The following is a 22,291-nucleotide window of genomic DNA, read 5'->3' as shown; positions in this document are numbered from 1 at the left end:
CCGGAAGAAAAAGACATGGCGCGCCAACTCCAGACGGTGCTCTGCGCCGACGTGAGGGCAACGCTCCAGTCCATGTTGCCGTCCATGATTCGAGTATATACCATCGACGATGGCCGGTGGGGATCTTACGATTCCGAGACGGGAATTATCTATGTCTCCCGCTCAAAGCACTGGCTTTCAACCGGTCTGGATGAGGCGGAACTCGCCGATACTCTCGTGCACGAGATCGTCCACAAGCTGATGGGCCACTACAATGGTCAACCCCACAGCGACGCGCACGCTCAGGATTTCCGAGACAAGATGGCGAGTTGCGGATTCCCGCAGTGAACAGTAAGCCAGCGAGGGCGATATGACGAAAAGGTTCTTTGCACTGCCCTGCCTGCTGGGCTTGGGCTTCTGCGCCACGCTTTCTCCGCCGCATCGTCAACCATCGGGCAATGCGGTGGCGATCGCGGCCGCGGTGAACCACACGGTCGCGGTGTTGCGGGCGAGTGACGGCGTTCCCGCCGGCATCGTGCGCTACGACCCGCGAGTCGTGCAGAGCCGCCGTCTGCCGCCCGATGCTGGGGGTATCGTGTCGACCGTCTACGATCTGACGTTCGAGCGGAGCGCCGCTTCCGCCGCCGAACTTCGAACGCTGATGCGGGCAGAGGCCGGCAGCCTGGACAGTGCGCGCGTCTGCGCGTCAGAAAGCCTTCGCACCTGCACGCTGCGCGAGGCGGTCGCCGTGGTCGCGACGAGCGATCCCGTGGCGGCCGGCGATTCCGCGCAGGTGATCGTCAAGGCGATGTGGCTGGGGAATCTGGCCAGGCAGCCGGTGCAGGACGGCGTGTTCCTCGTCACCCTGCGCCAGCGCGACGGCCGGTGGGAAGCGGTCACCAGCCGCACACTCGTCATCTCCTGACCCGGAACGGCGCACCGGGCCCAGCCACACGGGTCGCAGAAGAAGCTCCGATCATCGCCTGTGGCGTGATCGGGGCTTCCGGTGGATCCCGGCTTCCGCTGTTCATCCCGCAATCGAAAAATCCTCCCCGCGTCGACGGGGAGGATCTTTGCGTGCGCGCGCTCCGGACGCGGGCTCAGTCGTGGTGCGGGCTCGCCTGCTGGGCGGGCGGCGCGGCCGCGGCCGGCGTGGCGGTTCTGGCGGGGATCACGGGAAAGATGAAGTTGAGCTCCACCTCTTCCCGGCCGCGCCGAACGCGCATCAGGTAGCGCGTTCCCGCCTCGCGCACGGGAAACAGCTGCCCGTCGCGCGCATCGCGGCCGTTGATGGTCAGAATGGTGTCGCCCACCTGGATGCCGGCGCGCTCGGCGTTGGAGCCCGGCACCACCGTGTGCACGTACGGATAGCCCGGCGTGTTGTTGGGCCCCATCCTGGCGCCCACCGCGAATCCGAAGCGGGGCGGAACCGGTTGCGCACGCCCGTTCGTCTGGGTGCGCGGAGCGCCGGGCTGCGCATGGGCCGCCACGGGAAGCGCCAGCGCGCCGGCCAGCCCCAGCAGGAGCGTGATCTGCCTCAAGAAATCCTCCCCTTGGTACTGTGGATGCGAGTGCGGCGCCGCGCCGCTACCGGCTGGCCGCCGCGGAGCGCCGCGCCAGCGCGATCTGCGCGCGTAGCGAGTCCAGCGGAGGCGCGCCGACGAACCGGCGGTCGTTCAGCAGGTACGTGGGCGTGCCGGTCACCTTGAGTTCCCGCGCCGCAACGGTGTCGCGCGCCAGGCGCGTGTCGGCGGCGGGGGCGGAGATACACCGCCCGAACCGCGCGAGGTCCGGAACGCCCGCCCGCCGGGCATACGCGTCCCAGCCGGTGGTGCCGATGGAGTCCTGCGCGGCGAACAGCGCGTCGTGGTACGCCTCGAAGCGGCCCTGCGCGGCGGCGCAGTCGCTGGCGCGGGCCGCGGGAACGGCGTGCGCGTGCCGCTCCAGCGGCGCATGCCGGTAGACGACTTCCACGTCCCGGCTTTCCGAGCGGATTGTCTTCAGATGTTCTGCCAGCACCCGGCAGGCCGGGCACTGGAAGTCGGAAAACAGGACGACGCGCACGGGCGCCCGCTCCGGTCCCATCCGCTGGCCTTCCTCGCCAAAGGCGCGCCACGCGGAAATGCGGGTGAACGGAATGGCGGCCGCCGGCGCGGGCGGAAACAGCTCCTTGCGGACGACCAGCGCGGTCACCACGATGGCGCAGATCGTAAGGACGGCGTTGGCCGCGGACGAAACCCAGGAAAATCTGGCCATGAAAAAGCGGGAGGTGGGCGGGATCCCGGAATGGTCCGGTCCCCAGCCGGACGGCGCTGGGGACCGGCGGAACTCCTTGCTACGCGGCGTCCACGCACTCCACTTCAAGGATCGTCGCCTTGCCGCCGCTGCAGGTATAGGTGACGCTGCCCCAGTCGTCGTGCCCCTTGCCCGAGCAGAAGCCCGCGGCAAAGCCGGTGGCGTTGTCTTCGCACCCGTCAACCGGCACGGGGGTGGCGCCGGCGGTGCTCAGGTCGGCGGCGCCCAGGATCGTGACCAGGGCCAGGGCGGCGGTGCGGAAACGCTTGACGTTCATGGTGCATCCTCCGTGGGTGTTTTGGAACGGAAGGACATCAGATGGACAACCCATCCGGACCGGAGTATAATTCGGCGGTTCCGGCTGTCAATGCTTTTGTTGTCCGGATAAGTTAGGTCCGCCGAATCCGCTCCTTCCCGCCCCGCCCGTCTTCTCCCCCTCATCCCACGTCCCGCCGATGTGGATTCACGCCCGCCCCGCCGCGCTTCTCCTCACGATGCTGGCCGTGCTTGCCGCGGCCGCGCTCGCCGCGCCGTGCGCCGCCCAGGGACGGATTTCAGGGCGGGTTCTGGACCGGCGGGAGGGCGCCCCCGTGGTCGCCGCGACGGTGCGGGCGGTGGCCGGGCGCGATACGGTGTTCGCCACCAGCGACGTGCAGGGGCGGTACTCCATCGCCATCCCCGCGGGGGACGGCGCGGTCACCGTGCGCGCGGAGCGGCTCGGCTATCTCGCTCTCAGCGCCGTGATCTCGCGGGACGAGGCGGCGGGCGGGGTGGTGTGGCGCGACCTCCGCCTCACCGCCGAAGCCGTGGCGCTGGAGGGCATCACCGTCCGCCAGCCCCGCCTGGAGCGCCAGGCCGTGCCGCCCCGCGCGCCGGGAGGCAACGACGAAACGCGGGAGTCGTGGCTGGACACCCACTTCGCGCTGGATCCGGGGGACCTGGCCGCGCTGGCCGGGCAGGAGCCGGGCGTGCAGATGACGGACGGCGGAGTTTCCTTCTTTGCGCAGGACCCGTCGCAGACGCGCACCACGCTGGACGGCGCGCGGTTCGGGGCATCCACCCTGCCGCAGGAAGCCGTCGGCACCACCTCCATCACGGGAAGCACCTACGATCCGGCGCGCGGTCAGTTCAGCGGCGGGCTGGTGGCGGCCACGACGCTCAGCGGCAGCAACCTGCCGGGCGCCGCGTTCCGCACCCGGTGGAGCCCGCCGGGGCTGCAGTGGCGCGCGGCGGACGGCCTGTCGCGGGGGACGTCGCTGGCCTACGCGGACGCGGGGGGCGGCGGTCCGGTCGTTCCCGGCCGGCTGTACTGGTTTGCTGCGGCCAGCGCCGCACGGCGCGCCACGCCGGTCGTGGGGCTGGAGAACGCGGGCGCCGGCGTGCTGGCCGGCCTGGGCGTGAACGCCGATTCCGCCGCGCGCTTCCTGGGCCTGCTGCGCGACGCGGGGCTCGGCGGCGGTGGCGCGGGGACGGGGGAAAGCGAGTCGCTGAGCGGAATTCTGCGCCTGGACGCGGACCTGTCGCCCGCGCATGAGCTGATGGTGCGGGCGGATGCGCGGACGCTTCGCATCGGCGGGCTGGGTGCGTCGCCGCTGGCCGCGCTTTCCAGCGGCGGCCGAGCGCGGGACGAGGGCGGAGGGATCTTTGCCCGCCTCGCCTCGCGGGCCGGACGGGTGGAAAACGAGTTCACCGCGTCGTGGAGCGATGCGCGGCGCGGACTGTACCCCGGCGCGGGCGGGCCGGGCGGCACGGTCGGCGTCGCGGGCGCGGACGGGAGCGCGACGCTGGCTTTTGGCGGGGTGCTGGGCGAGACGCGCGCCCGCTCGTCGCTGCTGGAAGTGGCGGACGCGGCCACCGTGGAGGCCGGCGGGGGCCACGAGCCGCGCGCGGGCTTTCTGTTCGCCGCCGAGCGCGCGCGGGTCGCCGGTTCCGCCAACCCGTTCGGCACCTTTGCCTTCGAGACGCTGGACGACTTCCGTGCGCGGACGCCGTCCGGCTTTTTCCGCACCCTCGGGGAGACCGGCGGCCGCGCGCAATCCACCCACGCCGCCGTGTACGCGGGGGACGTGTGGCGCCGGGGCCGGCTGGGACTGACGGTGGGCGCGCGGGCGGAGGCGCGATGGTACGCGGCGGCGGACGGCGTCCCCGCGCCGGAAACGCTTCCAGCGGGCGTGCGGCCCGGGCGCGTTCCGTCCGAGGCGGGGGTGAGCCCGCGGCTGGGGTGGTCGTACTTTGGCGATGGATGGGAGCTGTACGGCGGGGCGGGGGAGTTCCGCGGCGTGCTGCCGCTGGAGTCCGTGGCGCAGGCGGCGGGGGAGGACGGCGCCGGGGGCGAGCGGTCGCTGGTGTGCGTGGGCCCCGAGGCGCCCACGCCCGACTGGGCCGCGTACGCGGATGCGCCGGAGGCCATCCCCACCACCTGCCGCGGCAGCAACCCGGTGTTCGGCGCGCGCACCCCCACGCTCACCTATTTCGACCGCGGGGTGGCGGCGCCGCGCAGCTGGCGCGGTTCCGTGGGCGGGCGCATCCCCCTTCCGCTGCAGACGCGCCTGACCTTTGACGTCCTGTACGCGCGCGGCACCCGCCAGCCCGTGGCGCGCGACCGCAACCTGGACCTCGCGGCGGACTTCGTCCTGGCGGACGAGGGCGGGCGCCCGGTGTATGCGCCGCTGGACGCCATCGATCCCGGCACCGGCGGAGTGGCGCCGGGCGCGGGCCGCCTGCTGCCTGAGTGGGGAACGGTGCGGGAGATCGCGTCGGACGGGCGCTCGTCGGTGGTGCAGGCGCGGGCGGACTTCGCGCTGTTCGCCGGCGCGTCGCTGCGGGCGCGCATGCCGCGGCTGTCGGGCTCGTACGTGTTCACCCGCGCGCGGGGCGAGGCGGGCGCGCTGCCCTCGCTGCTGGGCGGGAGCGCGTACGCGGTGGACCCCGGCGTGCTCACCCGCGGCCCCGGCGACCTGGAGCGCCTTCACGCGGTGCAGCTTCGCCTGATCTACTCGCCCGTACGCCAGTTGAGGCTGGGACTGCTGGGCCAGATGGCGTCCGGCGCGCCCTTCACCCCGCGCGTGGCGGGAGACGTGAATGGCGACGGGACCGCCAACGATCCCGCCTTCGTGTTTGATCCCGCCCGCGCCGCGGACCCGGCCGTCGCCGAGGAGATGGCGCGGCTGCTGGACCGCGCCCCGGAGCGGGTGCGCGAGTGCCTGCGCGCGCAGCTGGGGCGGGTGGCGGGATACAACAGCTGCCGGTCGGGGTGGACGTCCAGCCTGGACCTGCGGGCGGAGATGCAGTTCTGGCGCTCCGGCGTGTCCCGTCGCGGGCGGCTGATCCTGTCCACATCCAACTTTCTGAGCGTGGTGGACCGCGCGCTGCACGGCGGCGACGCACGCGGCTGGGGCGACCCGCCGCGGGTGGATCCCGTGCTGCTGCGGGTGCGCGGCTTCGATCCGGCCGCTTCTGCCTTCGACTACGAGGTGAACTCCGCCTTTGGCACGCGGCGCGCGGCGGGGCTGCGGCGTCCGTTCGCGCTCACCCTGGAGGGGCGCATCACAGTGGGCAGCGACCCCGCGGTGCAGTCGCTGCAGCGGCTGGTGAACCGGTCGATGGGGGCGGGGCGTTCGCTGGACGAGATCCGCCAGGGGCTGGGACAACGCGTCCCCAACCTTGCCGCGCAGGTGATGTCGGTGGATTCGGCGGGGGCGCTGGCGTTGACCGTGGAGCAGCGCGAGCGGCTGGTGACGCGGGCGGACTCGCTGGGCGGCACGCTGGCGCCGCTGGCCGACTCGCTGGCGCTGGCGCTGCACGCGCTGGAGTCGCGGCGCGGCAGTCCGCAGTCCGCCCAGCGCAACGTGCAGTCCTTGCTCCGCGCCATCCGCGCCGCGCTCGCGGCCGAGCTGGAGGCGATCCGCGCGATTCTGACCGAGGAGCAGTGGCAGCGGCTTCCGGCGGCGATCCGCGAGCCCGACCAGCAGGTACTCCCCCAGAACCAGCTCGCCGCCCCCATCTCCGTCGGCGGCTGAGCGGCGCGCCACCCCGCCGCGTTCCCCGGCAGACGCAACGGACGACGACAAGCAGGAGCGCTCTTGGCCCGTCCGCGTGCATGGGACGGTGAGCGGCCGGCGGATGATCTGCTCAACGGAATCCGCTCACGCCCGGAACTGTCCCATGCTCGCGGAGCCCTGCGCCCGACCCACCCTCCCCCAGTCTGTTTTGGGGGAGGGTGGGCCGGTGGTGCCGGCCCGGGTGGGGGCCGCCGGTGAACTCCGCACTCCCGCTCTTCCACACTTTCGTACTTCCGTACTTCCGTACTTTCGCACTCCCGTCCCTCGCACTCACGCACTCACGCACCCAGCACTCACGCACTTCTCTTGACCTCCCGCCCGCCCGGGTCCACAATCCACGCATCCGTTTCCCGCTCCCCGCGACCCGGGCTCCCGTGACCGCTGGCACGCCGCATTCCCGCCGTTCCCGCATCCCCCTGTGCGGGTGAAGCCGCGCTTTTCGTCCGAGCGGCTCCCCGAGCCGCGCCGCATCCTGTCGTGGGTGTACCTGGCGCGCGTCTGCCTGGGAATCGCCATCTTCCTGGCCGCCGCGCTTTCGTGGAAGGCCGCGCCGGCCAACACCACCCTGGCCGCCACGCTCCTGCTGATCGCCGCGGGAACGGTGTCCGTCGGCTCGTTCTGGTGGACGCACGTGCTCGGCCGCGCTCCGGGGCGCAACTACCTGTACTGGCAGATCGTCTTCGACGTGCTGATGGTGGCCGTCGTGGTGCATCTGACCGGCGGCAAGGAAAGCGACTTCGCCCCGCTCTTCGTCCTGGTCATCGTTTCGGCGGCCATCCTGCTGCCGTTCGTGGGCGGGATACTGATCGGCATCCTGGTCAGCCTGCTGTACTTTGCCGACATCGTGTGGAGCACGCACGCGGTGGATGGAAGCGTCCTTCTCCAACTCGCGCTCTTCACCGTGGTCGCCCTGGCCACCGGGTACCTGGGAGACCGGCTGCGGCGCACGGGCGCGGTGCTGGGCGAGGTGGAAACGGAGCTGCGCCTGCTGCGGCTGGACACGGACGACGTCCTGGCCGGCATCGCCACCGGGCTGCTGACGGTGAACGGCGACGGGCGGCTGGCCTTCATCAATCCGGCCGCGGCGGACCTGCTCAAGGTGCACGCCTCCGACTGGCTGGGGCGCGAGTTTCTGGAAAAGCTGGATGCCGTGGCGCCCGGGCTGGGCGAGGTCATTCTGCGGTCGATGAACTCGCGCACCCCCATCCGCCGCTTCGAGACGGAAGAAACGGCGGCGGGGATGGTGTTCGGCGTCAGCACCACGCTGATCCAGCGGGAAGAAGGCGCGCGCCCCTCGGTGACCGCCATCTTTCAGGACATCACCGAGCGCAAGCGGATGGATGAACTGCGCCGCCGCGCCGAGCGGCTGGAGGCGGTGGCCGAGCTGTCGGCGTCCTTGGCGCACGAGATCAAGAACCCGCTGGCCTCCATCCGCAGCGCCACCGAGCAGCTGGCGATGGACGGCATCGATCCGGAAGACCGGCAGGTGCTGGGCACGCTGGTGGTGCGCGAGTCGGACCGGCTCAGCCGTCTGCTGACGGAGTTCATCGACTTTGCCCGCGTGCGCATGCGGGCGGCGGTGCGGCTGGACGCCCCCCGCATCGTGCGCGAGGCGGTGGACGTTGTGCGCGCCCATCCGCAGGCCGCGGACGTGCAGGTGATCGTTCAGGTGGCCCCGGATGCCGCCCAGTCCGCCGTCACGGGAGATGGCGACCTGCTGCACCGCGCCGTGCTGAACCTGGTGCTGAACGGCGTGCAGTGGGCCGGCGCCGGCCGGCGGGTGCTGGTGGAGATGGACGCGCTGGAATCAGACCTGCTTTCCCCGGGGCGGGGAAGCGAGCCGGTCATCCGCCTGCAGGTGACGGACACGGGGCCGGGGGTGCCGGAGGGGGAAAGCGACCATGTGTTCGATCCCTTCTTTTCCCTCCGTCCGGGCGGTTCCGGGCTGGGGCTGGCGCTGGTTCAGCGCGCGGCGGACGCGCACGGCGGCGCGGTGTTCGTCGACCAGCCGCGGGGCGACGGGTGGGGCGCCACCTTTGTCCTCTACCTTCCGCAGACGGGGTCGCGCTCCGCGTCCACCGAGCCGGAGGCGGAGCCGGTGGAAAGCGACGGCCCGACCCCTGCGGGTCCCCGCGATCCGGACGCATGACGACGCGAAAGGCGCCCCGCCGCGGCGCATCATCATCACTCATCCAGAAGGTCGGGCCGTGAGCGAGCCGAAAATCCTGATCGTCGACGACGAAACCGCCATTCTCGACACCCTGCGCATCCTGTTGAAGCGCGAAGGCTTTCAGGTGGAAACGGCTGTCGGGGGCCAGGCGGGGATCGACCGCATCGCGGACGTGCGCCCCGACGTGGTGCTGAGCGACGTGCGCATGCCGGGCAAGGGCGGGCTGGAGCTGCTGATGGCGGCCAAGGAGATGGACCCCTCCCTTCCCGTCATCCTGATGACCGCGCAGGCCTCGCTGCAGACGGCCATGCGCGCGGTGAACGAGGGCGCCTTCTACTACATCCAGAAGCCCTTCGCCAACGACGAACTGATCGCCATCGTGCGGCGCGCGGCGGAAAGCCGGCAGCTGAAGCGCGAAAACCAGGCGCTCAAGACGGAAATCCGCCGCCGCGACCGCAGCGATACCTCGCGCCCCATCGGGCGGAGCAAGAGCTTTCTGGACGTGCTCAAGACGGCGGACACGGTGGCGCCCAGCGACAGCACCGTGCTCATCACCGGCGAGTCGGGGACGGGCAAGGAGGTGCTGGCCAAGCACATCCACACCATTTCGCAGCGCGGCGACGGCCCGTTCGTCTCCATCAACTGCGGCGCCCTGCCCGAGAACCTGCTGGAAAGCGAGCTGTTCGGCCACGTGCGCGGCTCGTTCACCGGCGCCGTGCGCGACAAGCAGGGGATGTTCGTGGCGGCAAAGGGCGGCAGCTTCTTTCTGGACGAGGTGGGCGAGATGTCGCCCGCGCTGCAGGTGAAGCTGCTGCGCGCGCTGCAGGAGCGGGAGGTCATCCCCGTGGGCGCGACGGAGTCCATACCGATCGACGTGCGGATCATGGCGGCCACCAACCGCGACCTGGACGAGGAGATCCGCCGCGGCAGCTTTCGCAGCGACCTGTTCTACCGTCTGAACGTCATCACCCTGCAGCTGCCGCCCCTGCGCGAGCGCCAGGACGACATCCCGCTGCTGATCGACTACTTCCTCGGCCGCTTCACCAACAGCCGCGGCCGCCCGCCGCTGCGCGTGGCCGCGGACGCGCTGGCGAGCATGCAGACGTACGACTGGCCGGGCAACGTGCGCGAGTTGGAGAACGCGCTGGAGCGCGCCGCCGTGCTGACCGGGGGGGGGGAGGAGATCGCCCTTTCCACCCTGCCGCCGCGCATTACCCAGCGCACCGCGCAGCCGCTGGTGTCGGCCAGCCTGCCGCCCAACCCCACGCTGGAGATCGTGGAGCGGGCGTACATCCACTGGGTGCTGTTTTCGGAGAGCGGCAACAAGACCCGCGCGGCCGAGGTGCTGGGCATCGACCCGTCGACGCTGTACCGGAAGCTGCAGCGGTACGGGATGGAAGGATAGGGGAAGTGCGTGAGTGCGGGGTGCGGGGTGCGAGGGAAGGGAAGTGCGAGGGTACGAGAGTACGAAAGTAGAACAGCGAAAGCGCTCTGCTGAGGGATGATGCGCGGCTGTGGCGGCAGATGCGGGGGAGCTTCCGCCACGCCGATGCGTTTCGACACGTGAGAAAGTCCGCCGTCGCAGTCCGCGAAGGCGGACTTCGTGCTTTTCCAGCGGCGAATTCATTCGCTCCTGGACGGGCGGCCGCGCGAAACTTGCCGACCCTGCCCGGCCTCGCGGACCCGCCACACCTCGCGGAGGCGCCACGCCTCGTGGACGTGCCTGACCTCGCGGAGGCGCCACGCCTCGCGGATCCGCCTGACCTCGCGGACGCCCCACGCCTCGCGGACCCGCCTGACCTCGCGGACGTGCCGGACGCGCCGGGCTTGCCGGACTACACAAGGGCGTCCCCCACAGTCCGCGCAGGCGGACTTCGCGCCGTTGTTGCCGCGACTTCAGTCGCCCCAGCGCGCCTGGCTTTCCGTCCATGATGCGTACCCGGCCGCGCGGTTCCCGCCACGGACGGAACTTTCGGTTTTTTGCCGCTTTTCGCCTTTGCGGACTGCGGTTTGCATCAGGGGAACGTTGATCCTGGCCTCCGCGATTTTTGCGGAATCTGCACTATTCCTCCGGCCCTGAATCCGTGGCGCGCACCCGCAATCCGCCTCCCGTGCACCTGATCCCCGCGGGCGCGGTGGATGTGGAACTGCTGCACACACTTGGGGCGGATCTGGAGGCGCGCGCCGGCCTGCAATGGTGCATCGGCGACCCGCTGCCACTGCTGCTGGATTGGCAACAGGATGGCGGAATGTACGCGTCCTCCGCCCTGCTGGATGCGCTCATCGCCAGCGGCGGCGCCAGGGGAAGGAGCCGCAGGCGGCAGTGGCGGCTGGCAATAGCCGATGCCGCCCTTTGCGCGCCGGAGGTGGGTCTCGTCTTTGGCGAGGCGGAGGTGGGCGGCTGCTGCGCCGCCATCGGGCTGGAGCCGCTGCGCCAGGGATCGGGAGCAGATCCTGACGTTCTGCGCGGGCGCCTGCTGACGGAAGCGCTGCACGAGCTTGCCCACGTGGCCGGCGCGGACCACTGCGGACGGCCGTCGTGCGTCATGTACGCTTCCTTCGACATTGCTGATACAGACCGCAAGGAGGCCGGTTTCTGCGATGACTGCCGCGCTGTGCTGAAATGGCGCGGCTTACGTGAGTCTTGACCCGGCCCGCACCGCTTCCTAACTTGCCGAACATTCGATGCATGTCATTACGCGTCACGTCTGCTCAAACGCATTGCCCAGCAAGTTGATCCCGCTCTTGCGCGTCAGAGAAATCCGATGAAATCCACATCGTCTCGTTCGCTGCGCCGCGCCTATGTGGACTGGGTGGAGGAGCAGATTGAAGAATTCAAGGACACCATTCCCCGTTCGCAGCTGCTGCAGCTGGCCGACGAGGTGGTGACCGGGCTGCGCGTGGACAAGGACGGGCAGTACCAGCTCACGGAGATCCTGCTCTGCAACGCCATGGACCGCCGCATCTTCCGCATGCTGAAGCTGCCGGGGTACCGGGCGTGGTGCGCGCACCACCAGGCGGAGGAGCCCGCGCCGTCGGTGATCACCTTTCCGCTCCCCGAGCGCTTTGCCCTGAGCACGGCGCCCATGGCCGCCACGGCGGCGGAGTACGGCGAAGGTCCGGGTGCCCTGGCCTGTGTCGGTTGAACACGCACGGCCGGAGTCACAACGACACACAAGCGGGCGCCCCACGGGGCGCCCGCTTCCGTAAGTGACTGCAATCCGCTAGCTTAGGTTCCTCATTTCACAGGCATGCCGCCTGCACCCCCGGGTCCCGCGGCGCACGGTTGTGCGCGTGACCCATCCCGAGGTACGTACCATGGCACAGAACGAGTCCCGGTCCGGCTCCGCGCCGGCCGAAAACATACCCGGCGCCGCCGCGGCGGAGCTGCCGGTTCTTCGCATTCCGCGCAGCGTGGCATTCGTGTGGGGCGGCGAGGTGAACCCGTCGCCGTCGCTGCCGTACGGACGCTGGAAGCCGGGCGTGCGCGCGGCCTGAAAACCGGCCGCGGGGCACCCCTGAGGCGAGGAGGGCGAATGAGCTGAGTGGCGCTCATTCGCCCTCCTTTCGTTTCGGAAGGATGGATTGTCGAGGGGGGATCCTGGTGCGGAGACCAGGCATGGGAGCGGCCGCGGGCTGGGGCCCTCACCCCGCGTGCTGCGCACGACGACCCTCTCCCACGAACGGATGTGGGAGAGGGAGCACACACCAGTGCCGTGCGCTGCGCCTAGTGCCGAGCGTGCCGAGCGTGCGGAGAGGGCCCCCTCCCCCCATCCCCCTCCACCCGCTCCGCGGGAGAGGGGGAGCCGATCGGCGCGGAGGGATGGTTCGGTGCGCGTCGGCTGCTCTCGCCCGGCGGTTGAAACCGCGCCTCGAACAACACGAAGTCCGCCTCCGCGGACTGCATTGGCGGCCCTGTCGTCAGCCCTAAACGCAGTTGAAGCCCCGAACCGGACGCGCCAGCGGCCGGTGTCGGGGCTTTGCGCTGTTGGAGCGGCGGATTCATTCGCTCAACACAACCCGCTCACGCGCCGGTCTGCGCTCCCCGCGCCGAACCCTCCGCCCGCCAACAACCCTCCCCCAGTCTTTTTGGGGGAGGGTGGGCGAGTAGTACGAGCCCGGGTGGGGGCCGCCCCGGACTACGCCCTCCGCGCCGAATGTCATCGCCCGAAAAAAACGGGCGGGCCGCCTCCCGGCGACCCGCCCGCTTTCCGTCATCCATCCACCCTCACCTGCGACCCACCGTGCGAAATCAGACCGCGTCGGAGAGCGAGGTAAAGGTGAAGTCGCGCGCCTTGATGGCGGGCACCAGCACCGAACCGCCGTCGCCGTCCTCCGACGACGTCACCCGCACCGGCTCGCTCATCATGTCGATGTTGTTGAGCAGGAAAATGGGCGACTCGTTCCAGCGCAGGTTCTTGACCGAGCTGGTGATGCGGCCGTTCTCGATCAGGAACGTTCCGTCGCGCGTAAGGCCCGTGTACAGGATCGTGCGCGGGTCCACCGGGCGGATGTACCACAGGCGCGTCACCAGCAGCCCGCGCTCCGTGCTGCGGATCATCTCCTCGATGCTGGAGTTGCCGCCGGACATGGCGTACGCGCCCGGGAAGCCCGTGGGCTGCACGTTGTTCTTCTGCGCCCAGAACCGGCCGTACACCAGGTTCTTGAGCACGCCGTTCTGCACCCACGTGGTGCGGTTGTTGGGCAGCCCCTCGCCCGTGAACGGCGTGGTGGCGGTGCGCGGATCGGCCGGGTCGCTGATGATGCTCACCCGCTCATCCAGGAACTTTTCACCGATCTTGTTGCCGCCGCCCTGCTTGCTGAAGAACGAACGGCCCTCGTCGGCGCCGCGCGCCTGCATGCCGAACACCATCAGGTTCACCAGGTTGGCCACGGCCGTCGGCTCCAGGATCACCGTCCACTCGCCCGGCTCCACCGCCTTGGGATTGCGCGACAGCTCCGCCTTGCGGATGGCGCGCTCGCCCAGCTCGGCGATGTTCATCTTGGACCAGTCGTTCTCACCGCCCCCGGCCCAGCCGCTGCCGGTTCCGTCCGGCGTGCGCACGGTGGTGGTGAAGCTGCTGCCCGTGCCGCGGGCGTAGGCGAACAGGCCGCGCTTGGTGGCCACCGCCTGCGAGCCCGTGTAGTGCGTCAGGAAGCCCGTGGACAGCATGCCCTGGCGCGCGGCCGGCTCGGCCACCTGCCGCACCGCCTGCGCGCGCTGCGCCGGCGTCATGTTGGCCGTGCTGTCAAAGTACGGCTCCACCGGCACGTACGTCTGCGCGCCCAGCTCGCCCAGGTACTCCGGGTCTTCCGGCACCAGGCGGGCCAGCCGCTCGGAGGTCTGCACCACCGCGCGCAGCCCTTCGTCGTCCAGGCGGTTGGTGGTGGCCGACGCCACCTTCTTGCCGAACGCGCTACTCACGGTGATGGACGAGTCGTACGCATCGCCCGACGTGCTCACCTGGTTCATGGCGAAGCGCGTGTTGCCGGTGGTCTGGCTGTTCAGGTTGACGCGCGCCTCGTCGGCGGTGCTGTACGAAAGAATCTTCTGCGCGAGCGCCTCGGAATCGGCGCGCGACAGGTAACGGGGTTCGGCCATGCTCATGCCCTCCGACCGGTGTTGATGACGTTGACTCCGCGGAATCGCGCCGCGGGCGAGCCGTGCGAAACCGCGTTGACCTGGGACGGCTGTCCCTTGCCGTCAAAGAAGGAACCGCCCACGAAGTACGTGCTCTCTCCGCCGATGAGGTCCATGCTGTTCCAGAACTCCGGCGTGCGCATCTGGTAGGCGACGTCCTTGAGGTCGCCCACGATGCGCCCGTTGCGGATTTCCTTGTACACCTGGCCGCCGAACTGGGCGTTGTAGCGCTGCTGGTCGATGCTGAACGAGCCGTCGCCGTCGATCATGATGCCGTTCTCCACCCCGGAAATCAGCTCTTCCAGCGAAACGTCGCGGTCCGGGTGCGGCATCAGGTTCACGTTGGGCATGCGCTGGAACTGCACCGCGTCCCAGCTCTGCGCGTAGCTGTTGCCGTGGCTGCGCACCGGCTTGCCGCTCTGCGCGTACCAGTCCTTGAGCCAGGGGGCCTGCTCGCGGGTGGTCTGCAGGTCGTTGATCACCCCGTTCTTGATGATCAGGAACTCGTCGGGCTTTACCCCCTCGTCGTCCCAGCCGATGCTGGACAGGCCGCCCGGGGAGGTGCGCTCGCCCTGGATGTTCATGAAGTTCTGCCCGTAGCGGAACTTGCCCAGGAAGTCCGTGATGGGGTAGATGAACGAAGTGCCGGCGTAGTTGGCCTCGAACCCCATGATGCGGTCCAGCTCGGTGGGGTGCGCGATGCTCTCGTGGATGGTGAGCCACAGGTGCGTCGGCAGCAGCACCAGATCGTACCGGCCCGGCTCCACGGCCTTGGCGGACAGCTTGCGCACGGCCTCCTCGGCCCAGCGCCCGGCGTTGCCCGGCAGATTGGCGTCGCGCACGTGCTCGTACCCCAGGCCGCGGGGCGCCACGTCGCTGCTGTCGCGGGTCTGGAAGTCGCTGAAGTCTTCCTTGACCGCGGTAATGCTCATCTGCGGAAACGACCGGTACAGCGTCTGCTCGATGTACGAACCCTCGGTGGACGCAAAGGTCTTGTCCAGCTTCAGGAAGAACATCACCGAGTTGACGAAGCGGGCGCCGTTGACCTTGAGGGCCTCGGCGTTGGCCCGCAGCAGCAGGTCGACCTTTTCTTCGATGGGGACGCTGAAGGGGTCGGTCTGGATGGGCGACGTCCACTTGGCGTCGGGGAACGCCTCCGTGGGGGCGAGCTCCACCGGGCGCTGGCGGGCGGCGGCGTTGGCCTGCGCCTGCGCCACGGCCTGGCGGGCCACGCGCACCACCTCGTCGGGGGTCGTCTCGCGGCTGGCGGCGAAGCCCCACGCGCCGTTGGCAAGCACGCGCACGCCAAAGCCGAAGCTGTCGGCGTCGTTGAAGAAGGTGATCTGCCGCTCGCGCGTACCCAGCGCCTGCGAGCGCTCGCCGGACATGCGGAAGTCGGCGTAGCTGGCTCCGGCGCTGCGGGCGGCGTCCAGGGCGCGCATGGCCAGCTCCCGGCTCACCGCCGGGTCCATCGGCGCGCGGGGGGCCGCCGCCGCCGCGAGCCTGGGCAGGATTGCCGATCCCGCGCTCAGCGCGGCACCGGCGGCCGCGCTGTGCAGGAGGAACTCTCTGCGCTTCATGGGTTCTCCGTCATGGAGGTGTGGTTGGGGGAGGAGCAAGGTAGAACGGGCGTTCGTACGCCGCAACGGCGCTCCGGCGCGCGGGTTGCGGTTCCTGCCGAGCCATGAACGGCTCTTCTTTCTCCGCCGCGGTGGTCGGCGCCGGTCCCGCGGGGCTGGCCGCCGCCCTGCGCCTGCGCGCCGCCGGCGCCTCGGTCACGGTCTACGACGCCGCCCCGGGCGCGGGCGGGCGCGCCTGCACGCACGAGGTGGACGGGTTCCGGGTGGATCCGGCCGTCCAGCTGGTGAGCGCTTCCTACACCAACTTCGCCCGCGTCCTGCGCGCCTGCGGGGCCGACGGGCTGCTGCAGCGCTCGCCCGGGCGCGACGCGCTCTGGCGAAAGGGGCGTGCGCACGAGGTGGTGTACGGCTCCACGTCCAGCATGCTGGCGTCCGGCGCGCTTCCGCTCGCCCTCAAGCTGCGGATGGGCGCGCAGTACCTTCCGTTTCTGCAGCGCCACGCGGGTTCGCTGGACCTGTGCGCCCTGGAGCGCGCCGCGGCCACCGGACTGGACGGCGAATCGGTGGCGGCGTGGGGCGCGCGCGAGCTGGGCCGCGACTTCGTGGACCTGCTCGCCGCGCCGCTGCTGGCCACGCTGTACGGATGCGCGCCGGACGAGGCCAGCGCCGGCTTCTACCACGCGCTGGCCCGCGAAGGGATGAGCCTGGAGGTGCAGGCGCTGCGCGGCGGCATCGGCGGGCTGGGCCGGGCGGCGGCGGAGCGGCTGGCTTCCCTGGGCGCGGTGCTGCGTTTTGGCGAGCCGGTGCTGGACGTGCAGGCGGACGAAACGCGCGCGATCGTCCGGACGGCGGCGGGCGAAGAGGTGTTCGGCGCGGTGGTGGTCGCGGTGCCCGCGCCCGCGGCTCTGGAAATTGCTAAATTCTTGACACCCACCGCCGTGCAAGCGTTGGGCATGGTGCGGGTGAGGCCCGCGGCCACGCTGGCGCTGCTGCTGGACCGTCCGGCGGGGGTGCGGTGGTTCGGGCTGTCGTACGCGGGCGGGGAGTCGCGCGAGGCGGCGGCGGCCTGCGTGCAGGAGAACAAGGTGGCCGGACTGGTTCCACCCGGCAAGGGTCTGCTGACGGTGTTCGCGCTGCCCCATGCGGCGGAGCGGCTGGACGGCGCGGACGCCGGGACGGCCGCGCGCATGCTGCTTCCGGACGTGGCGCGCGCGCTGCCCGGGATCGAGCGGCGGGTGCAGCGGGCGGAGCTGTACACGTGGCGGGATGGATGGACGGTCTTCGGCCCGGGATCGCTCGGCCGGCTTCCCGCGCTGCGCGCCGCGGCGTGGGGTTCGGCGGCGCGCGCGGTGCTCGCGGGCGACTACCTGTACGCGCCCACGGTGGAGGGCGCGGTGACGGCCGGGCTGGACGCAGCGGACCGCATCGTCGCGCGCTTCCCGGAGATCAGGGGCGCCTGACGCTTTTCCCGATCGCGATCAGGTGGATGGGATACGAGGGTGCGGTGACGGCCGGGCTGGACGCCGCGGACCGCATCGTCTCGCGCTTTCCCGAGATCAGGGGCGCCTGACGCTTTTCCTGATCGCGATCGGGTGGATGGGATCAGAGGGCGCGGTGACGGCCGGGCTGGACGCCGCGGACCGCATCGTCGCGCGCTTTCCGGAGATGAGGCCCGCCTGACGCTCTTCCTGATCACGATCAGATGGATATGATCCATCCATCGTCCCCGCTGCATCGTGCTTTGCCCACCTCAGTCCACCACACCCGTCGATGAATACCGCCTTTCGATTCCGCGCCGCGGGTCTTGCCGCGGTGCTGCTGCTCGGGGCGTGCCGCGGCGAACCAACTGGACGCCTGGTGCTGCGGGCGGACGCCGCGGCCACGCTCGGGCTCCGCGCGACGGCGTTTGCGGGCGTCGATTCGTCGTCCGTCCCCCGCGCCGCGCGAGACCAGGCGGCGCGGGTGCGTGATGCCCTGGGAGGCGGACGGCGAGCGGTGCGCTTCTATGCATCCGACGATGGCGAGATCGCGACCCTCATCCCCGCTCGCTCGTTCGAGGGTGAGGATCCGCACGTGGTGGCGGGCCTGCGGACGGGTGCGGCTGATCCCGCGAAGACGATTCTCTACACGTATGACGCCGTGGAGTCGTACTGCCCGGCGGAGGGAGCGCTGGGCGCGCATTCGGTTGCGCGGGATTCGGCGGATGGATGCCGCTACTTCAGCCCGGTTCCGATCCCCCCGGCCGCGGCACCCCCGCCGCGGTGAGCCCTCACCCCGCGCGCTGCGCGCGACGACCCTCTCCCACGAACGGATGTGGGAGAGGGAGCACACCCCAGATCGGCGCTCGTCATCAACCGTCCGCTTGATGCAGTTCTCCCCTCTCCGTGCGGCAGTTTGCACGGGGAGGGGCGGGGGAGGGGCTTCCCAGCCTGCCGCCCCGTCATGATCTGCCCTACCTGCATCATTCCGTCATCACCTTCCTCATCATCACCCCCCCCTCGTGATCACCGACATCCAGCGCTGACCGGCGCCGCGCGGTTTCGTCCATCCGCGTGGCGGGCTACCTTGTGGGCCGAATCCGACCCGACCCCAAGGCTGTGCGAATCATGGACGCTCCCGAGCTGTTTGATCCGGATCTCTGGTGCCCGCTCACGGACCGCGCCAAGCGTGATGCGCTCTCCTCGGCGCTGCTGGCCGCGCTGGACGGCGCGGCGGGCGTGCGCGAGACGCGCATCGAGGTGGGTCCCGTCGACAAGCCGTACGACTACACCGCCGTGGTCGAGACGGACGTCGGCGATCTGAAGACGCCGCTGTGGTCGCACGCGCGCGCGCAGATTTTCTGCGATCCATCCATCCACTCCGCCAACCGCCGCCAGATCGCGCCCGGGCTGGACCTGGCCCGCGCCGCGGAACGGCTGCGCTCGCGGCTGGATGTGCGCTATGCGCTGGAGACGCGCGGGCTTACGCTGACGCTCACGCCGGAGTCGGGCGTGGAGCGCACGTGGACGGCGGAGCGCGCGCGCTTTCGCGACCGGACGGCCGTCACGCGCGAGGACGTGATCCCCAAGGCCGGCGACGTGGATCTGCGCGACCTGCTGGCGCACTTCTACACCGGCCCGTCGCTGCGCGTGGTGGGTGAGGATGGCGAGGCGTTTCTGCTTCCCGCCGGCTCCGAGGAGGAGGGGCGGATGGTGAGCCTGTGCCAGGCGTGCCATCACTGGGAGGAGGGATCGGTGGCGGTGTGCACCGCGTGCGGCGGCCCGGCGGAAACCGTGATCGCGGCGAGGCCCGCGCGGCGGTAGAGGATCGTCTTGAGCCCGCGGGTTCAGCCCGGGCGAGAGCTGGGGCGACTGAAGTCGCGGCAACAACGGCGCAAAGTCCGCCTTCGCGGACTGCGGGGCCGGCCGGCGCGCGGGGCGCCGGATGCCGTTCCTCCTCAACCCTGTCGAGACGATGCGGACTCCCTGGACGCAGCTGTTTCTTCACCTGGTATGGGCAACGTGGGATCGTCATCCGTTCCTGACCGCTGACATCCGGCAGCGCGTGTTCGGGTGTCTTCAGCGGGAATGCGCCGCGCTGGGATGCGATGTCATCGCCATCGGTGGTGTGGATGATCACGTGCATCTGCTTGTGCGGGTGCCGTCCACCATCGCACCCGCGGAACTGGCGAGACGCGTGAAAGGCGCGTCGTCGCACCTCATCAACCACGAGATCCGGCCCGGGGACCGCTTCAAGTGGCAGGGCGGATACGGCGCGTTCTCCGTTTCCAAGCGCAACGTGCCACTCGTGCGTGAGTACGTCCTGAACCAGGAACAGCACCACCGCGACGGCACCGTTCACCGCGCCGTGGAACTGTGATCGCCGCACGCCGGCCTCCGCATCACGCGCGGGGGCTGCCGCCACAGTCCACGAAGGTGGACTTCGCGCAGTTGTTGCCGCGACTTCAGTCGCCCGTGTCCGCCGAACCTGAATCGCTGCTTTCTCCCGAAATCTGATTCGATGACCGACATCTCTTCCCCGGCCTCCGCGCCCGCCGCGTTCGGCGGGGCGACGCACCTGGAGTGCACCCGCTGCGGCACGCGCTACGAGAGCGAGACGCTGCAGCGCCTGTCTCCCTGCTGCGAAAAGCCGCTCTACCCGCGCTACGACCTGGCCGCCATCGGCGCGCGGCTGCGGCGCGAGGACCTGGCCGGGCGCTCGGCGGATCTGTGGCGCTACGCCGAACTCCTCCCCGTGCGCAACCCCGCGCACGCCGTCCGCCTGGGCGAGGGCTGGACGCCCATGATCGAAACGCCGCGCCTGGCCACCCGCCTGGGAATCGGACGCTGCTGGGTCAAAGACGAGGGGCAGAATCCCACCGCCTCGTTCAAGGCGCGCGGGCTGTGCATGGCCATCAGCCGCGCGGCGGAACTGGGCATCCGTGAGGTCGCAATCCCCTCGGCCGGCAACGCGGGGAGCGCCACCGCCGCCTACGCCGCCGCCGCCGGGATGGCCGCGCACGTCGTGGTTCCGCGCGACACGCCGCATCCCATCATCCAGGAAATGCTGGCGCTGGGGGCGGACGTGGAACTGTTCGACGGGCTCATCACCGACTGCGCGGCCCGTGTCGGCGAAGGAGTGCGCGAGCACGGCTGGTTCGATCTATCGACGCTCAAGGAGCCGTACCGCGTCGAAGGCAAGAAGACGATGGGGTACGAGGTCGCCGAACAGCTGGGATGGACGCTCCCGGACGTCATCATCTATCCCACTGGTGGCGGAACGGGGCTGGTTGGGATGTGGAAGGCGTTCGACGAGATGGAGGCGATGGGATGGATCGGGTCCGCGCGGCCGCGGATGATTTCGGTGCAGGCCGCAGGGTGCGCCCCCATCGTCCGTGCGTTCGAGGAGGGGACGGAGTACGCCGAGCCGTGGCGGGATGCGCACACGTACGCGTCGGGGCTGCGGGTGCCGCGCGCCGTGGGTGACTTTCTGATTCTGGATGCGGTGCGTCGTTCCGGCGGTTCCGCGCTGGCCGTTTCGGACGAGGAGATGCGCGAGTGGACGCCCATCGTGGGGCGCGACACCGGCATCTTCTGCGCGCCCGAGGGTGCGGCCACGGCCGTCGCCGCTGCCCGCCTGCGCGAGTCGGGCGCCATTGGCCCGGATGACAGCGTGGTCCTCTTCAACACCGGCAGCGGCCTCAAGTACGTCATCTGAGTTCCGCGGACGCGCCTCGCGCCTCCCCGCGCGAGGCTCGTCCGCGGAGCGGCGCATCGGCGACGCGGACAGCCGGGGCGGTTCGTCCTCACGACGACGCCTTGGTGTACTCACGCCGAGAATGCCGGTCGACCAGAAGGCCTCGCCGGTCCCCCGTCGAAGTCCGCCCCCGCAGTCCGCGAAGGCGGACTTCGTGCTGATCCAGCGGCGAATTCATTCGCTCCTGGGCAGGCGGCCGCGCTGACGCCGGCTCCTCGATCCACACTTGCCCCACAGTCCGCGCAGGCGGACTTCGCGCCGTTGTTGCCGCGACTTCAGTCGCCCCTGTGCCCCTCGCGAGCCACCGGCGCCCACACCGATCCCTGCCCCCGCCCGCACTAACGCACTAACGCACTAACGCACCCCGCACTAACGCACTGATTTCCCCGTCACTTACGTCCCCTCCCCACCCCTCCGGTCCCGGATTTGCGCCGGACTCCGCAGTTCGCCCCTGAATTGGAACGGATCGGACAACGGAGGAACGGACCGTGACCGGCCCCGCCCAGCAACCCGCGCGCACGCAGTACGGCCTCGCCGGCATCCCCCGATGGGTGCTGCTGGCGCTGCCGCTCATTCTGCTCGGAGGCGTGGCGCTGGGGCTTACCTCCGGCAGCGTGCCGGAGCGCTTTGCCCCGCGCCGCGGCGTGCCGGACTCGCTGCGCGAACTGCGCGTGCCCGTGCCGCGCACGCCTTCGCTCGTGTCCACGCCCAACCTGGAGCGGCTGGTGGAGCGCCCGCGCTCGCACCGCGACCTGACCGTGCTGGCCATGAGCGAGCGCTACCACCTGACCCGCACCATGGCGCACATGGTGTACGACGCCGCGGCCGAGGCGGGGCTGGACCCGGAGCTCGGCTTCCGCCTGATCCGCGTGGAAAGCGTCTTCGACCCGCGCGCCGTGGGGCAGGGCGGCGCCGCCGGCCTGGTGCAGATGATGCCCGGCACCGCCCGCGCGCTGGACCCGGAAATCGACACCACGCGCGAGCTGATGGACCCGCACACCAACCTGCGCCTGGGCTTCCGCCTTCTGCGCGAGAACATTCTGCGCTACCAGAAGCAGGGCGACGACGCCGTGCGCCTGGGCGTCATCGCCTACAACCGCGGCGAAAACTCGGTGGACCGCGCGCTGCGCCGGGGCCGGGACCCGGAAAACGGCTACGGCAAGCGCGTGCTGGGCCCCATTCACCACGGCGGCAAGCCGTACCAGGGAACAGGGCTGCGTCCGAAAGAGTAAACATCTGGCGGGGCGGCGGTCCCCGCGCGGGCCGCCGGAGCAAGGAAGATCGCGGATGAATCCGCGGACACCTTGCATTCGGAAGAATTTGTTCCGAA

19 protein-coding genes are annotated in these 22,291 nt (G+C 70.5%); 14 read left to right on the top strand and 5 right to left on the bottom strand.

The window, feature by feature from the left end:
* Positions 1 to 15: 15 nt before the first annotated feature.
* Together HNQ61_RS03085 and HNQ61_RS03080 are read left to right on the top strand one after the other, a co-directional pair.
* Positions 16 to 327 carry a hypothetical protein gene (locus HNQ61_RS03085; protein ID WP_170031667.1) on the top strand — a complete coding sequence of 104 codons (312 nt, stop codon included), beginning with the start codon at positions 16 to 18 and terminating at the stop codon, positions 325 to 327.
* 115 nt (positions 328 to 442) lie between these two features.
* On the top strand, positions 443 to 904 hold the full coding sequence (locus HNQ61_RS03080; RefSeq protein WP_170031664.1) for a hypothetical protein: 462 nt from the start codon (positions 443 to 445) through the stop codon (positions 902 to 904).
* 175 nt (positions 905 to 1,079) lie between these two features.
* Here the strand turns inward: HNQ61_RS03080 and HNQ61_RS03075 are convergent, their stop codons facing one another.
* From HNQ61_RS03075 to HNQ61_RS03065, 3 genes are all read right to left on the bottom strand, one after another.
* The gene (locus HNQ61_RS03075) at positions 1,080 to 1,520 is read right to left on the bottom strand and encodes a PDZ domain-containing protein (RefSeq protein ID WP_170031661.1); all 441 of its coding nucleotides are present in this window, start codon (positions 1,518 to 1,520) and stop codon (positions 1,080 to 1,082) included.
* A 46-nt stretch (positions 1,521 to 1,566) separates the two neighbouring features.
* Positions 1,567 to 2,235, bottom strand: a complete 669-nt coding sequence (locus tag HNQ61_RS03070; protein ID WP_170031658.1) for a DsbA family protein — start codon at positions 2,233 to 2,235, stop codon at positions 1,567 to 1,569.
* 79 nt (positions 2,236 to 2,314) lie between these two features.
* Positions 2,315 to 2,551 carry a hypothetical protein gene (locus tag HNQ61_RS03065; RefSeq protein WP_170031655.1) on the bottom strand — a complete coding sequence of 79 codons (237 nt, stop codon included), beginning with the start codon at positions 2,549 to 2,551 and terminating at the stop codon, positions 2,315 to 2,317.
* A 178-nt stretch (positions 2,552 to 2,729) separates the two neighbouring features.
* Between HNQ61_RS03065 and HNQ61_RS03060 the strand changes: the two genes are divergently transcribed.
* The 6 genes from HNQ61_RS03060 to HNQ61_RS03035 all read left to right on the top strand — a co-directional run bounded on the left by HNQ61_RS03060 (position 2,730) and on the right by HNQ61_RS03035 (position 12,003).
* Positions 2,730 to 6,293, top strand: coding sequence for a hypothetical protein (locus HNQ61_RS03060; protein WP_170031652.1), 3,564 nt, complete (start codon positions 2,730 to 2,732; stop codon positions 6,291 to 6,293).
* A gap of 466 nt (positions 6,294 to 6,759) precedes the next feature.
* The gene (locus HNQ61_RS03055; RefSeq protein ID WP_170031649.1) at positions 6,760 to 8,484 is read left to right on the top strand and encodes an ATP-binding protein; all 1,725 of its coding nucleotides are present in this window, start codon (positions 6,760 to 6,762) and stop codon (positions 8,482 to 8,484) included.
* 58 nt (positions 8,485 to 8,542) lie between these two features.
* On the top strand, positions 8,543 to 9,910 hold the full coding sequence (locus HNQ61_RS03050; RefSeq protein ID WP_170031646.1) for a sigma 54-interacting transcriptional regulator: 1,368 nt from the start codon (positions 8,543 to 8,545) through the stop codon (positions 9,908 to 9,910).
* 679 nt (positions 9,911 to 10,589) lie between these two features.
* On the top strand, positions 10,590 to 11,153 hold the full coding sequence (locus HNQ61_RS03045) for a hypothetical protein (protein WP_221239639.1): 564 nt from the start codon (positions 10,590 to 10,592) through the stop codon (positions 11,151 to 11,153).
* A 117-nt stretch (positions 11,154 to 11,270) separates the two neighbouring features.
* On the top strand, positions 11,271 to 11,651 hold the full coding sequence (locus HNQ61_RS03040; protein ID WP_170031642.1) for a hypothetical protein: 381 nt from the start codon (positions 11,271 to 11,273) through the stop codon (positions 11,649 to 11,651).
* Between the two features lie 172 nt (positions 11,652 to 11,823).
* The gene (locus tag HNQ61_RS03035) at positions 11,824 to 12,003 is read left to right on the top strand and encodes a hypothetical protein (RefSeq protein WP_170031638.1); all 180 of its coding nucleotides are present in this window, start codon (positions 11,824 to 11,826) and stop codon (positions 12,001 to 12,003) included.
* 754 nt (positions 12,004 to 12,757) lie between these two features.
* Here HNQ61_RS03035 and HNQ61_RS03030 read toward each other — a convergent pair.
* On the bottom strand, positions 12,758 to 14,107 hold the full coding sequence (locus HNQ61_RS03030) for a TldD/PmbA family protein (protein ID WP_205761155.1): 1,350 nt from the start codon (positions 14,105 to 14,107) through the stop codon (positions 12,758 to 12,760).
* 2 nt (positions 14,108 to 14,109) lie between these two features.
* Positions 14,110 to 15,726 (bottom strand): TldD/PmbA family protein, encoded by a 1,617-nt coding sequence (locus HNQ61_RS03025; RefSeq protein WP_170031632.1) that lies wholly within the window; start codon positions 15,724 to 15,726, stop codon positions 14,110 to 14,112.
* 104 nt (positions 15,727 to 15,830) lie between these two features.
* On the opposite strand from HNQ61_RS03025, the gene HNQ61_RS03020 reads away from it, so the two are divergent.
* From HNQ61_RS03020 to HNQ61_RS29450, 6 genes are all read left to right on the top strand, one after another.
* Positions 15,831 to 17,186 (top strand): FAD-dependent oxidoreductase, encoded by a 1,356-nt coding sequence (locus HNQ61_RS03020; protein ID WP_170031629.1) that lies wholly within the window; start codon positions 15,831 to 15,833, stop codon positions 17,184 to 17,186.
* A gap of 310 nt (positions 17,187 to 17,496) precedes the next feature.
* Positions 17,497 to 17,991, top strand: a complete 495-nt coding sequence (locus HNQ61_RS03015; protein WP_170031624.1) for a hypothetical protein — start codon at positions 17,497 to 17,499, stop codon at positions 17,989 to 17,991.
* Between the two features lie 341 nt (positions 17,992 to 18,332).
* Complete coding sequence (locus HNQ61_RS03010; protein WP_170031621.1) at positions 18,333 to 19,028, top strand: hypothetical protein; 696 nt, start codon at positions 18,333 to 18,335, stop codon at positions 19,026 to 19,028.
* Between the two features lie 151 nt (positions 19,029 to 19,179).
* Positions 19,180 to 19,584: an IS200/IS605 family transposase gene (gene tnpA, locus HNQ61_RS03005; RefSeq protein WP_170035849.1), complete on the top strand. Its 405-nt coding sequence runs from the start codon at positions 19,180 to 19,182 to the stop codon at positions 19,582 to 19,584.
* Between the two features lie 141 nt (positions 19,585 to 19,725).
* Positions 19,726 to 20,922 carry a threonine synthase gene (locus HNQ61_RS03000; protein ID WP_170031618.1) on the top strand — a complete coding sequence of 399 codons (1,197 nt, stop codon included), beginning with the start codon at positions 19,726 to 19,728 and terminating at the stop codon, positions 20,920 to 20,922.
* Between the two features lie 527 nt (positions 20,923 to 21,449).
* The gene (locus HNQ61_RS29450; RefSeq protein WP_170031615.1) at positions 21,450 to 22,193 is read left to right on the top strand and encodes a transglycosylase SLT domain-containing protein; all 744 of its coding nucleotides are present in this window, start codon (positions 21,450 to 21,452) and stop codon (positions 22,191 to 22,193) included.
* The last annotated feature ends 98 nt before the right edge of the window (positions 22,194 to 22,291 follow it).

The sequence above is a fragment of the Longimicrobium terrae genome, assembly GCF_014202995.1.
GTDB classification, from domain to species: Bacteria; Gemmatimonadota; Gemmatimonadetes; order Longimicrobiales; family Longimicrobiaceae; genus Longimicrobium; species Longimicrobium terrae.
This window is presented reverse-complemented; position numbering and strand designations above follow the sequence as displayed.